Consider the following 13,545-nt stretch of genomic DNA (forward strand, 5'->3'; position numbering starts at 1 on the left):
GTATAAAGAGGATTTTCACCTTTGATGGCGAATGATGTCATTGGGAGGTGGACATATGTGGAAGAATCAATACAAGCAATTAATGTTTTCTGAAGATACGACAGAAGAAAGCACTTTTGAAGGTTTAAAATTGAAATTGGAGAAACTCGCAAATCCAATTTATAAATACTGTAAAATTAATGAATATAGTCTTGTCAATTTAGAAAGAGATGAGGTATGGCTTTCCAATGCAGCTACGTTTAACGATCCATACGATAGTGCTTTGACAATAGGGTCTCGTGAACGACATGACAATGAAAATAAATCCGATTTATATGAACGGTTCTCAAAAATATTCGATAAGCATGCAACAGATGTGGAGCGCCTAATGGATGGGTACTCAATAGAAGATGGGTTAAGAAGATTGCTAGAAAGTCTCCCTGGCTTTAGAGGGGATTCAGAGATGGTACATGTTGCAATTGAGAAGTATCTAAAGGAAACAGATTCATTATTCGAAGAGTATTCTTCAGATATAGCTAATCTTTATCAAAAGAGGACATTCGCTTCGTGTTTTAGTGAAGATCCAGACTCAATGTTAATGTGGAGCCATTATGCAGATAATCATCAAGGCATGGTTTTGAAATACGATTTTCTTAATCTTGACTTTGAAACGCAACGAGATGTTTTTATTGGTTTAAATCCAGTTATATATACCGAGGATTTGATAAATCTTGAAGAGCACAAAGGTGTTCGTGATAAAATATCTATTGCTACATTAGCAGCGATTAGTAAATCAAAAGAGTGGTCGTACGAAAAAGAATGGAGATTAATTATTCATAAAAACTCGAGTGAAAAAGGCATAGCTCTTAAGGTTATAAAACCATCCTGTATAATTTTGGGGGCACGGGTTAGTCAAGTACACAAAATCATGCTATCTCTGGAAGCCAAGAAAAAACAAATTCCTATCAAACAACTAAAGTTGGATAAAACAAAATATCATTTGTCTGTAGTAGATTTCAATGATTTCGACTTAGCGTGAGCATCCTCTAGGATGCTTTTTTCTTTGCAAGAATAAAAGGGCAGCAGTGATGTGAAGTGCCCAATTGGGAAGATATTCAGAAAGAATGGGCAACAACAAAGATAACCTTCAAAGCATTGGCTGAAAAGCTTTTATTGAATTAAGGAACAATGTAGAGTTCTTCGCAGTCGCGAGAAATGGACTCCTTATAATCTCCACACACTATCCAAAATAATAAGCCGAAATCTCCCGTATAAACTCTTCCTCCAATTCGCCTTTCTTTTTCACAAGAATGAACGTCGAAACAGTTGGCAACTGGAATAGGTCAAAATGCGGTCGCATGAGCCGGCCTTCTGTCAATTCCCGTCGGACGATCGAGTGAGGGAGGAAAGAGACGCCCAACCCTTCTTGAATAAATCGTTTCGCAATATGCGCCTGCGTCACTTTCATCGTGCGCACCCCCGGAACATGTTTATGCAAAACTACGAGCAAATCATCCCAATAGACCGGGTGATGATGCGTCAGCAAATAATTCCCGAGGAGCGCTTCTTCCACATCGACCGGCGGCCCACTTTCCTCATCATAGCTATCGGTCGGTGTGATGAAAACAATTGGGTCGTCATAGACACGGATCGATTCAATGCCTTTCAAAGCCGCATCCAACGCCGAAATGCCCAAATGGACTTCGCCCGAATCGACAAGCCGCTCAATCATTTCGGATTCCTCCACCCGGATCGTCAGCTCGACATCCTCATGCTTTTCCATGAACGTCCGCAGTAAATAAGGCAAAATCGTCTCCGCCATGAGCGGTGAAATGGCGATCGTCCATATGCGGCGGTAGCCTTGCGCAAACGCGTGCATCCGGTTCACACTATCATCCAACCTCGTCAACAGCTTCGTCGCTTCCGCATAAAATAATCTGCCCGCGTCTGTCAACGTGACACGATTATTGATCCGGTCGAAAAGCTGAACACCTAATTGTTCCTCGAGTAGCTTGATATGCACCGTGACCGTCGGTTGCGACAACAGCAATTTCTCAGAAGCTATCCTGAAATTCAACGTTTCCGCCGCCACGGTGAAAGTTCTTAGCCATTGCGTGTCCATCGAACCCCTCCAATTCAATTAATAAAACTAATCAAATCATTCAAAAACATTCAATTTACCTAATTATACCTTCCCTCTATACTGAAGAAAAGGAGGAATGAACATGTTTCAAAAAGGTTTGAAAGATGTCGTTGCCGTACAGACAAAAATCGCATCCGTAGAAGGGGATATTGGCGAACTCAGATACCGTGGAATTCAAGTAGGCGAGCTGGTCGCAAAGCATTCATTCGAGGAAATTGCGCACTTTCTTTGGAACGATAAATTCCCGGACCAAAACGAAGCATATACTCTTCAAGAAGGAAGAGCATTACCCACACATGTAAAATTGATCATCGACGCCCTCCCATCCGAAACACTGTTGATGGATGCGATGCGAACTGCAATATCCGCATATGCACACCAAAGTTTCACGAATCAACCGATTGAACAGCAAGCGCTCCATCTAACGGCGGCGCTTCCGGTCATCATCGCGAGGCACTACCGTAATGTGAACGGACTGCCGGTCATCGAACCCGACCCTTCACTATCACATACCGCCAACTACTTATGGATGCTAACCGGAAAAGAACCAGCAGACGTCCACGTCGAAGCGCTCGAAATATATTTAAAACTAACAATGGAGCACGGCATGAACGCTTCAACATTCGCTGCACGTGTTACAATTTCCACGGAATCCGATCTGATAGCGGCTATCACATCGGCACTCGGCACGATGAAAGGCCCTTTGCATGGCGGCGCCCCTTCAGCCGTCATCGAACTGCTCGAAGAAATTGGCACGCAAGAAAACATCCGCTCTGTCATCGAGGAAAAACTGCAAAACGGCGAACGGATTATGGGGTTCGGTCACCGCATCTACAAAACCGAAGATCCCCGATCGATTATATTACGGGACAAATGCGCGAAACTCACGGGAAAAGATGGGTGGTTGGACCTCGCGACAGCAGCCGAAACGGAAATCATCGACCTGCTTGAAACATACAAGCCGGGTCGCAAACTGTATACGAACGTCGAATATTATGCTGCTGCGATCATGCGCGCGATTGACATGCCGCCCGAACTTTTCACCCCGACATTCAGTGTCGCAAGAATGGTCGGATGGACGGCTCACGCCATCGAGCAGCTGAAAGACAACACAATCTTCCGGCCGCAATCCGTCTACATCGGAAAAAAATCATGAAATAAAAAGGGGAAATTCCTCCGTGTGTCGAAATATGTAGAATAGAAAATAGAAGGGGGAATTCCGATGAGACACTTACAAACAGATGATTTATTCAAACTGCAATCCGTCACGAACCCACAACTATCGCCTGACGGAAAAGAAGCGCTGTTCATCAAAACGCATATTGACGAAGAGGAAAACAAATATATCGCAAACCTGTACCATATCGACCTTGAGACAAAAGAAACGACGCAATGGACGTACGGCACACACCGCGTCAGCTCGCCAAAATGGTCGGCGGATGGCAAGCAGATCGCATTTTTGTCAAATCGCGACGAGAAGAACCAGCTGTACATCCAATCCGCCCGCGGAGGCGAAGCGAAGAAACTGACATCGTTCGAAAATGGCGTATCCGGCTTCGAATGGTCGCCTTGCGGCAAGAAAATTTGGTTTGAAGCTTCGGTGAAGGAAGGCAAGGCGTTCACAGATAAAGAGGAGAAGGATGAAAAGAAGAAACCGGAACCCGTCCGTGTGACGAAGATGAAGTACAAAATGGACGGCGTCGGTTTATTGCCGCAGGATTCATTCAAACAAATCGGTTTCATCGACCTGGAAACGGAAGAGATCACGCAGTTTACGGAAGGGAACCACCAGCATACGTTGCAGGCCGTTTCGCATGACGGCAGCAAGCTTGTCATCGGCGTGAACCGGGATGAGGATTTAGACTGGGCATTCCGTCAGCCGCTCCATCTAGTCGATGTCGAATCGAAGGAAGAGACGGTCATCGTCGATGAGGAAGGCTATTACGGCGGCGCGAGATTTTCGTTAGACGACAATTATATTGCATTTATCGGCTCGGATCGCACTTTCCAAAATGCTACACATAGCAATTTGTATGTGTACGATACGCCACGCGGTAATACGATCAACATTACGGAAAGCGTCGATGCTCCGGTCGGTGACTATACGGTTGCGGACCATCAACAAGGGGCGAGTGCGCCGAGTGCAGTCTGGACGAAGGACAATCACTTGTACTTCCAGCTCTCCTCGATGGGCGACGTCCGCCTTTATTTCGCAACGCTCGAAGGGGAGCTGTACCCGGCATCCCAGGAAAACGAGCATGTGTATGGCTATGATGTGAATACGGAAGGCGATTTCGCGTTAGTCGCAGCGAGCGATCCCGTAAACCCGGGCGAAATTTATCAATTGACGATTGCGACAGGCGAAAGGGAAGCCCTCACTTCATTCAATAAAGACTATTTGCAGGAAGTTAAACTCGTCGAACCGGAATCAATCTTCTTCAAAGGGGCAAAAGATTGGGATGTCCACGGCTGGCTCATGAAACCGGCCGACTTCAAAGAAGGGAAGAAATATCCGCTCATCGTCGACATCCATGGCGGACCGCACGCGATGTTCGGCAATACGTTCTTCCATGAAATACAACTGCTCGCTGCAAAAGGATACGGTGTCCTCTACATCAATCCGCGAGGCAGCCACGGCTACAGCCAGGAGTTCGTCGATGCGGTCCGGGGCGATTACGGCGGAGGCGACTATGAAGACATCATGGCGGCGACCGACTACGTGTTGGCGGAAAATGAATGGATTGACGAGGACCGTCTCGGCGTAACGGGCGGAAGCTACGGCGGATTCATGACGAACTGGATCATCGGCCATACGAACCGTTTCAAAGCGGCCGTCACACAGCGCTCGATCTGCAACTGGATCAGCTTCTTCGGCGTGTCCGACATCGGCTATTACTTCAGCGACTGGCAAATCGCCGCGGACATGAAGGACGTCGAGACGCTATGGAAGCACTCTCCGTTGAAATATGCGGAGAACGTGGAGACGCCGTTGTTGATCCTACATTCGGAAAAAGACTTCCGCTGCCCAATTGAACAGGCGGAGCAGCTATATATTACATTAAAGAGCATGGGGAAAGAGACGGAATTCGTCCGTTTCCCAGATGCAGACCATAACCTATCGCGGACCGGCGCTCCGAATCTGCGAATTGCGAGATTAAACGAGATTACGGGCTGGTTCGAGAAATACCTATAATCTTGGGGGATGTAATTGACTTATACACTTGACGGCGTAACAATACGCCCTATACAAGAAAAAGATTTGCATCGGATGTGGGAATTGACATTTAAAGAGGAGAATCCTGAATGGAAGAAATGGGATGCCCCGTATTTCCCGCATGTGACGATGACGTACGAAGATTTTCTCGAAAAGAAAGAACAAATGGTGGCGCAAGACGATTATTGGGGCATCGAAATGGGCGGCGAGCTTATCGGCATGGTTAGCTATTATTGGGAGCACCAACCGTCCCTCTGGCTTGAGATGGGCATCCTCATTTACGAGCCGAAATATTGGAGTGGCGGATACGGAACGAAGGCGCTCACGATGTGGATCGATCATTTATTCAATAAAATGCCGCTCGTCCGCGTCGGCCTTACGACGTGGTCGGGTAACATGCGAATGATCCGCGTCGCCGAAAAGCTCGGCATGACGATGGAGGCGCGCATCCGTAAAGTCCGCTACTGGAACGGCGTCTACTACGACTCCATCCGCATGGGCATGTTGCGCGAGGAATGGGAAGACAGATTGAAATGAAGAAAATTGGGGACGCAATTCACATTTGAATTGACGTCCCCTTTTTTCATGCGTTATTTTTTGAATATTAACTCATTGGGTGTAACTTCTAGTTGAGATGAAAGTCTAATAACTAGGAGGTGTATGATGAAATTTCTTCAGAATTTGACGTTTATTACTATGTTCGCTTTGTTGTTATCTTCTTGTAGCAACTCCACTTCTCTCAAAGGGGGCCTTACTAATCCTTTCACTTCTCCGCAAGGGTGTCCTGACGCGGAAATTGAATGGATTGATATGCTGATGATTGGTGATATAAAATACGAGCATCATTTTCCAGACCCAGAGGATGAAGAATCTCCTTCGACGATTGACAAAGGTAAAGAACTTGGTGAAGTGACATATAGGATGGCTGGAAATGCATGTAGTAATCACAGGGCGCAAAATGGTGATGCTACATATTTAGATGTAGGAACAATTATTTATGAAGTTAAGGGGTATCCAACTTCTTTGATTGTTGCTGCAAATGATGTTGTATACGTAGTCGACAGAAATCCAAAGGCGAAAACGGCAGGAGAACTTTATCCAATGGAGAATTTGGTGAAGAATATCCATATTGAAAGCACCGAAGATGGAAAGAGGATTCATACATTCTCACAGGCTTCTAAAGATAAGTTCTTAGCTGCATTTTATGACTTACCAATAGAAGATCTATATTCATTAAACGATGCAGGTAAGTTTGATGGTACCCGATTATTTTTGGAGATTGAACTTAATAATGGTGTTTCATTTAGGCAACTTTATTGGAGCGATTCAAATACATTCCATAATGGAGCAATTGGAAATGACGAAATAGAGGAAGTTATTAACTATGAAGTGTCAAATTTAAAGAATAACTAACAATTAAAGTGAAGTAAGAATCCCCTCTAAAAACTCCTTTTACCGAATACAATAACTGAAAGAGAAATTGAGGAGGATTGACGTGAAAGCCATCATCTCTGGAAAATACGGAACACCGGATACACTTAAATTAAGCGAGGTAGCTACACCAATACCTAAGCCAAATGAAGTGCTAATACGGGTTCATGCATCATCGATCAATTTTGGTAATCTTGTTTTAGTAACAGGGAAACCACTACCAGCCCGATTAGCATTTGGTCTTACGAAACCGAAATACCCTATTCCTGGCGGGGATATGGCTGGAATAGTGGAAGCCAGGGGCGCCAATGTTACCCGATTCCAGGTGGGAGATGAAGTGTATGGAGACTTATCCGGCTGTGGGTGGGGTGCTTTTGCGGAATATGTAGCTGTCGATGAAAAGAAATTGGCTTTAAAACCGCATAACCTATCATTCATAGAAGCGGCTGCCGTACCTATGGCAGCAACTACAGCATTACAAGCTATCAGAGACAAAGGCAAGGTACGGGCTGGACAAAAAGTTTTGATTCATGGTGCTTCAGGTGGTGTAGGAACATTTGCCGTTCAAATTGCGAAGGCATTCGGTGCTGAAGTGACTGCTGTAGTAAGTACTAGAAACGTAGACATCGTAAAGTCCCTTGGAGCTGACCGTGTGATTGATTATCAAAAAGAGGACTTTAGTAAAGATGAACAAACCTATGATGTCATTATCGGAGTGAATGGTTCGCAATCTATCTCTACTTATAGAAGAAAGCTTAAGGAGAACGGTGTATTTGTTCATGTCGGCGGCGCAAGCAATCAAATGTATCAAACAATGTTGCTAGGCTCTTGGTTATCGATGACTGGAAAAAAGAAATTCATCACCTATTTGCAAAGGGCCAATCAGCAAGATTTAATGCAGATGAAAGAGCTTATTGAAGAAGGGAATGTAAAGCCAGTTATTGATCGCACCTATTCCTTAAGCGAGATTCAACAAGCATTTAAGTATTTTGAAGAGGGACATTCACAAGGGAAAGTTGTTATAACAATATAATAGAAAGTCCGCTAATTGAAGCGAGGGAATCTCCCTCTCTTTTTTTATTTACAGAAATGAGTGATTACTCACTTTGCAATCCTATATTCATAGAATACAATAAAGTGAGTAATCACTCACTATTGAAAAAGAGGTGACAATCATGAACGAACGCGAAGTTTGCGTCTCCATCCGCAACGTCTCCAAAAGCTTCGGCAAGCATCAAGTTCTGAAAGACATCAACTTGGACATTTACGAAGGGGAAATCTTCGGCTTGCTCGGACCTTCCGGAGCGGGGAAGACGACATTGGTGAAGGAGTTGGCGGGCCTTGATGAGCCGACGGAAGGGGAGAATCATTTATTCCACGAGAAGATGCCTTCCTTGAATCTTAAAAAGCAGATCGGGTATATGGCGCAATCGGACGCCCTATACGAGGAGTTGTCGGCGAAGGAAAATCTTCAATTCTTCTCGGAACTGTACGGGCTAAAGGGACAGAAACAAGCGCAACGCATTAACAAAGTGATGGAGCTCGTCCAACTTTCTGGCGACGTTACAAAACTCGTATCGAACTACTCGGGAGGAATGAAAAGGCGGCTTTCACTTGCCATCGCATTGCTCCACGAACCGGAACTGCTCATCCTCGACGAGCCGACCGTCGGAATCGACCCCGTCCTGAGGAAAGGCATCTGGAACGCATTCGCGGATTTGAAGGCGCAAGGGAAGACGCTCATCGTCACGACGCATGTCATGGATGAAGCGGATAAATGTGATCGGCTTGGACTGATCCGCGATGGAAAACTGATTGCGGTCGGCACGCCAGCCGAGCTGAAAGAAGAGACGGCTTCGGCAACAATCGAGGAAGCATTCCTCGTCTTCGGAGGTGCGGAGCGATGAGGGTAATGGCATTGGTGAAACGGATTCTCCGTCAACTCGTCAGGGATAAACGGACGATCGGACTGCTTATCTTCGCGCCGATCCTCGTGCTGACGATGCTCTATTTCGTATTCAACGGAGATGACTATACCCCGAAAATCGGATTGGTCGATGTACCGGAACTGCTCGCTGACCAAATCGATACGGAAGGGGCGCAAGTGACGACTTTCGAAACAGAAGCCGAAGCGAAGAAACAACTTGCCTCACAGGAGCTCGACGGCTATTTGAAAATCGAAGGCAACTCTCCGTCCATCGTCCTTGAAGGAAGTGATCCGAGCGTTACGGGCGCTACAATGAAATGGCTGCAGAACGCATTGCCGAAACCACCGCAAGCAGTCGATATCCCAGAACAAACAATTGATTACTTACACGGCTCAAGTGACATGGGCCAGTTCGATTATTTCGGGCCGGTCCTGCTCGGATTTTTCGTGTTCTTCTTCGTCTTCCTCATCGCAGGCGTTTCCTTCCTTCGCGAACGGACGACAGGCACACTCGAACGGCTTCTCGCAAGCCCGTTACGCAAATGGGAAATCGTTGCAGGTTATGTCCTCGGCTTTGGGCTTTTCACGACAATCCAGTCGTCAATCATAACAGCGTATGCAATTTACGTACTTGGCATGGTCATGGAAGGAGCTTTCTTCTATGTGCTCCTCATCATTCTGATTCTCGCGTTGACCGCGCTGACGCTCGGCATCCTGCTCTCATCATTCGCCCATAACGAGCTGCAAATGATGCAATTCATCCCGATCGTCGTCGTGCCGCAAGTATTCTTTTCCGGCCTGTTCAACTTGGAGACGATCGTCGAATGGCTCGGCTGGATCAGCTACTTGACACCTCTCTATTACGCCGCCGAAGCTTTGCGCGACGTCATGGTGAGGGGCGCCGGATTTGGCGACATTATTACAAACTTACTTATACTAGCAGGCTTCTGCCTGTTGTTCATTGGAATAAACATCGCCGTACTAAGCAAATATCGCAGAATTTAAGGAGGGCATCATGACTGACGAAAATATGCTTGAGGAAATGCTGCAGGAAGACGATAGTTTGACAGAAAAACAAAAGCTGATCCTCATAGCAGCGACTGAAATGTTCGCGGAAAAAGGCTTCGCCGCAACATCGACAAATGAAATCGCCAAAAAAGCGGGCGTCGCGGAAGGCACCATCTTCCGCCATTACAAGACGAAAAAGGACCTGCTCCTTTCCATCGTCACACCGATGATGGTCAAAATGCTCGGCCCAATTATCATTAAAGACTTGAACAAAGTACTCAACAAAGAATTCGAGCATTTCGAAGACTTCGTCCGGGCGATGATTAATAACCGTCAGGAGTTCCTCGAGAAAAACTTGAAAGTCGTCCAGATCTTTCTCCAGGAAATTCCGTTTCACCATGAACTGCGTGAGCAATTCATTGAACATATCGGAAAAAAGGTAGTCAGCCGACTCATCCAAATCGTCAAGCATTACCAATCGAAAGGCCAGATCGTTGAACTACCCGCCACAACCGTCATCCGGCTAACCGCCTCGACCATCATGGGCTACTTCGCCACAAAATACATCATCGACCCGAAGTGGAACGATGACGAGGAAATCAATCAAATGATCAACTTCCTCAAAAAAGGCCTCGCGCCTGAGGAATGAAAAAGAAGGTCCCGCACCTTCTTTTTTTGTTGGAATAAATCCGATTCAACATAAATCTATCCAAATACGCATAAATCCCTGCAAACACGCATAAATCCAAAAAACGGCGCATAAATCCGCCGAATCACGCATAACCGCCCGCAACAGCGCATAAATCTCCGAATCGGCGCATAAACCTTTCCAAATCCGCATAACGCCAGTTCTACAGCAATTCTCCACTTTATAAGAATATCCCTTATCAACAATATTTTACTCAAAATCAATAATTAATTATTGATAAACGATAAATAATGAGTTATGATAAAACCACATTAACAAGTGAGGTGCTTTTTATGAAACGAGGGTCAACATTATTTTTAAGGATGGCAGTTTTTCTAATCGGAACTCCAGTTCTTGCTTTAGGGATATACGGAATCTATTATTTATTGAAAAATCCAGCCAATCCGGAATATGCGCATATTCTTTATCCGATTGTCATTGGTATGTATTTATCCGTAATACCGTTTTTCATTGCGTTGTATCAGGCTTTTAAGTTGTTGAGCTATATTGACAAGAACCTTGCCTTCTCTGAACTATCGGTAACAGCTCTACAGAAAATCAAGTTCTGTGCAATGACAATCAGCGGGTTGTACGCGGTGATTTTGCCATTTGTTTTTATGGTAGCAGAGCTGGATGATGCGCCAGGTCTTGTCATTATCGGCATGGTTCCTGTTTTTGCTTCGTTGGTCATCGCAGTCTTTGCTGCTGTTCTCCAAAGACTGTTGCAGGAAGCAATCAATATAAAATCAGAAAACGATTTGACGGTCTGAGGTGAAAACAATGGGGATTATTATAAACATTGACGTAATGCTGGCCAAACGAAAAATGAGTGTAACTGAACTTTCGGAGAAGGTTGGAATTACAATGGCTAACCTATCCATATTGAAAAACGGAAAGGCAAAAGCAATCCGATTTTCGACGTTAGAGGGGATTTGCAAGGCGTTGGACTGTCAGCCTGGAGATATACTAGAATACCAAAGCGATGAAGAAGCCGAAGGATAAACCAATAATGTAGGAGGCAAAAATGATGGGACACATCAATTTTGCCTCCTTTCCTTTTACAGAAACGCATAAGCTCCCGTAATTACGCATAAATCTCAGCAGACACGCATAAACCCGGAAATCCACGCATAAATCATTCCAGAAGCGCATAAATCCACAAATTCACGCATAACCGCCCACAGCCGCGCATAACCACAAGAAATGTTTTCCACCTTTCATTCACAATCATCCCCATCAATGCTACAATTAATGAAAATCATACCAATCCCATTGGCGGTCCATCTCCAAAGCTCGAAAGAATGCCGCCGCGGAATCGATTCCAAGGGGGTACCGAAACATGCCGGTATATAATGTAATGGAAGAAGTCGTCCATGGCGTCTTACAACAGTACGAAAAAGAACTTCATCTGACATGCAACTGCGACAGATGCAAAGACGACATCATGGCAATCGCACTCAACGAAATCAAACCGCGCTATATCGTCAACAGCAAATTGAGTCCGTACATCCGTGCCGAACACGTCGCGGATCGGCAAGGCGCAACGAACATCCTCTCAACAGTCGTCAAAGCAGCACGAATCGTCTCTGCTAACCCGCGCTGCGATAACGCAAAAAAAGAGTAGGCCGGGAGAAATCCCAAAGCCTACTCTACTTCGAAAACAACGACATCACACTATGGATATTCTGGTTCACCTGTTTCACAAGCAAATGATCGCCTTGCTGACGAATGTCCAGATTGACAAAATTAATCATTTCCTTCGCCATATCCGTATCCTCCAGCAACGAAAGCGACTTTGTCAAATTAGTTTCGAACACGAGCACATTCGTTAAATGATGCTCGACCGCTTCCATATTCGAGCCGATCCGCGTCAAATGCCTGGAAACCGTCTTGATAGCCTCATCGATCTTCGTAATCAGCTCATTCGCCTCCGCTCGCATCCGCAGCGAAGCCCCTTCAAGGCCGAGTGCCTTCGAACTGACATCCACAAGCGTAATCTGCATCTGCTGTCCGGCATTCGCCCCGACTTGCAACGTCAACGACCCGTTCTGACCTAAAATCTTCTTCGTATTAAACTCAAGCTTCGTCGCCGTATCGTCCACAGCACCTAGCAAATGATCAAGCTCCACCTGGCTCGCCGCCCGGTCATTCACCGTTAGTGTATCATTCGCACTCATCACCGCAAGCTCCCGCGCCCGCTGCAACAGGCCGTTCACATTATTCAGCCCTTCATTCGACGCCTCAAGAACAGACAACCCGTCCTGCATATTGCTTTGCGCCCGGGAAATCCCGCGAATCTGCGCGCGCATCGTCTCTGAAATCGACAGACCCGAAGCATTGTCGCTGCCCTTCGCAATCTTCACGCCAGACCCAAGCTTCACCAAACTATTTTCGATCTGCCCAGCGTTCCGCATCGACCGGTTCGCCGAAACCGCAATATGCTCTGAACTCAAAACACGCATTCCATCACCCCAATTCTAACCTCATCAACTTCTCCATCTTTATATCGACCCAAAACGGTTGAAATGAACAGAAAAAAGTCGATACAAAAAGAAAAGCGGCAGGAGGTCCCACATGACAACAATAGACATCGAAAAAGCAATTCAAATCTACATAGAAGCAAGCGCCTCCACACTATCGATGATGGAATACGTCCTCCTCCTGCTCAACGAATTCCAGAAAAACGTCCAGCAGTGTAAGCAGGCGATAGCAGCAGGGGACTCAGACGACCGCGGCCGCGACCGCTCGTTGCAAAAAGCACAGGACTTCCTATTCGAACTAATGACAACGACCGATCATGAAGCCGAACGAAGCGACCGGCTCATGACAATCTACCTCCACATGAACCAATGCCTCGTCCAAACGCATATAACGAAAACGGACGACCTGCTCGGCCATGTCGAGGAAATGACCGTTCAGCTAATCGCGTCATGGCAAGTCGCCAAACAAGTGACACGCCGCAGGAATTTCACGACGGACCGCTTGTGAATGAGCGGTTTTTGGATTAATGAGAGATTCCCAGGGGAATATGAGAACTTATTCCACATAAATGAGAAGTCCCAGTGAAAGAACGAGAACTCTTCTAGCGTAAATGAGAAGTCCCGAGGAAGGAACCGGAATTCATCCCGCACAAACAAAAAACCTGGGAATCAGCG

Annotated in this window: 15 protein-coding genes; 13 read left to right on the top strand and 2 right to left on the bottom strand. The window is 46.0% G+C overall.

Annotation, left to right across the window (positions count from 1 at the left end; genetic code table 11):
- The first annotated feature begins 55 nt into the window (after window positions 1-55).
- The gene (locus NIT04_RS04255; protein ID WP_252502358.1) at window positions 56-1,018 is read left to right on the top strand and encodes a DUF2971 domain-containing protein; all 963 of its coding nucleotides are present in this window, start codon (window positions 56-58) and stop codon (window positions 1,016-1,018) included.
- 201 nt (window positions 1,019-1,219) lie between these two features.
- Here NIT04_RS04255 and NIT04_RS04260 read toward each other — a convergent pair whose 3' ends face one another.
- The gene (locus NIT04_RS04260; RefSeq protein WP_252502359.1) at window positions 1,220-2,101 is read right to left on the bottom strand and encodes a LysR family transcriptional regulator; all 882 of its coding nucleotides are present in this window, start codon (window positions 2,099-2,101) and stop codon (window positions 1,220-1,222) included.
- Between the two features lie 103 nt (window positions 2,102-2,204).
- Here NIT04_RS04260 and NIT04_RS04265 point away from each other — a divergent pair, with 103 nt between their 5' ends.
- The 11 genes from NIT04_RS04265 to NIT04_RS04315 all read left to right on the top strand — a co-directional run bounded on the left by NIT04_RS04265 (window position 2,205) and on the right by NIT04_RS04315 (window position 12,014).
- Window positions 2,205-3,278 (top strand): citrate synthase/methylcitrate synthase, encoded by a 1,074-nt coding sequence (locus tag NIT04_RS04265; protein ID WP_252502360.1) that lies wholly within the window; start codon window positions 2,205-2,207, stop codon window positions 3,276-3,278.
- A gap of 66 nt (window positions 3,279-3,344) precedes the next feature.
- On the top strand, window positions 3,345-5,315 hold the full coding sequence (locus NIT04_RS04270; RefSeq protein ID WP_252502361.1) for a S9 family peptidase: 1,971 nt from the start codon (window positions 3,345-3,347) through the stop codon (window positions 5,313-5,315).
- A gap of 15 nt (window positions 5,316-5,330) precedes the next feature.
- Window positions 5,331-5,873 (top strand): GNAT family N-acetyltransferase, encoded by a 543-nt coding sequence (locus NIT04_RS04275; protein WP_256470574.1) that lies wholly within the window; start codon window positions 5,331-5,333, stop codon window positions 5,871-5,873.
- Window positions 5,874-5,999: 126 nt separating this feature from the next.
- Window positions 6,000-6,749 carry a hypothetical protein gene (locus tag NIT04_RS04280; protein WP_252502362.1) on the top strand — a complete coding sequence of 250 codons (750 nt, stop codon included), beginning with the start codon at window positions 6,000-6,002 and terminating at the stop codon, window positions 6,747-6,749.
- 82 nt (window positions 6,750-6,831) lie between these two features.
- Window positions 6,832-7,800 (top strand): NAD(P)-dependent alcohol dehydrogenase, encoded by a 969-nt coding sequence (locus NIT04_RS04285; RefSeq protein WP_252502363.1) that lies wholly within the window; start codon window positions 6,832-6,834, stop codon window positions 7,798-7,800.
- Window positions 7,801-7,942: 142 nt separating this feature from the next.
- A complete protein-coding gene (locus tag NIT04_RS04290) occupies window positions 7,943-8,674 on the top strand; it encodes an ABC transporter ATP-binding protein (RefSeq protein WP_252502364.1) in 732 nt (243 codons plus the stop codon).
- Window positions 8,671-9,699: an ABC transporter permease gene (locus NIT04_RS04295; protein ID WP_252502365.1), complete on the top strand. Its 1,029-nt coding sequence runs from the start codon at window positions 8,671-8,673 to the stop codon at window positions 9,697-9,699. The genes NIT04_RS04290 and NIT04_RS04295 overlap by 4 nt, the downstream gene beginning before the upstream one ends.
- Before the next feature lie 10 nt (window positions 9,700-9,709).
- Complete coding sequence (locus NIT04_RS04300; RefSeq protein WP_252502366.1) at window positions 9,710-10,351, top strand: TetR/AcrR family transcriptional regulator; 642 nt, start codon at window positions 9,710-9,712, stop codon at window positions 10,349-10,351.
- Between the two features lie 332 nt (window positions 10,352-10,683).
- Window positions 10,684-11,160, top strand: a complete 477-nt coding sequence (locus NIT04_RS04305) for a DUF2975 domain-containing protein (RefSeq protein ID WP_252502367.1) — start codon at window positions 10,684-10,686, stop codon at window positions 11,158-11,160.
- A gap of 10 nt (window positions 11,161-11,170) precedes the next feature.
- The gene (locus NIT04_RS04310; RefSeq protein ID WP_252502368.1) at window positions 11,171-11,392 is read left to right on the top strand and encodes a helix-turn-helix transcriptional regulator; all 222 of its coding nucleotides are present in this window, start codon (window positions 11,171-11,173) and stop codon (window positions 11,390-11,392) included.
- Window positions 11,393-11,729: 337 nt separating this feature from the next.
- The gene (locus NIT04_RS04315) at window positions 11,730-12,014 is read left to right on the top strand and encodes a late competence development ComFB family protein (protein WP_252502369.1); all 285 of its coding nucleotides are present in this window, start codon (window positions 11,730-11,732) and stop codon (window positions 12,012-12,014) included.
- Between the two features lie 25 nt (window positions 12,015-12,039).
- Here NIT04_RS04315 and NIT04_RS04320 read toward each other — a convergent pair whose 3' ends face one another.
- Complete coding sequence (locus NIT04_RS04320) at window positions 12,040-12,852, bottom strand: flagellin (protein ID WP_252502370.1); 813 nt, start codon at window positions 12,850-12,852, stop codon at window positions 12,040-12,042.
- A gap of 112 nt (window positions 12,853-12,964) precedes the next feature.
- On the opposite strand from NIT04_RS04320, the gene fliS reads away from it, so the two are divergent.
- Window positions 12,965-13,378: a flagellar export chaperone FliS gene (fliS, locus tag NIT04_RS04325; protein ID WP_252502371.1), complete on the top strand. Its 414-nt coding sequence runs from the start codon at window positions 12,965-12,967 to the stop codon at window positions 13,376-13,378.
- The last annotated feature ends 167 nt before the right edge of the window (window positions 13,379-13,545 follow it).

It is taken from the genome of Sporosarcina sp. Marseille-Q4943, from assembly GCF_943736995.1.
In the GTDB taxonomy this organism is placed as follows: domain Bacteria; phylum Bacillota; class Bacilli; order Bacillales_A; family Planococcaceae; genus Sporosarcina.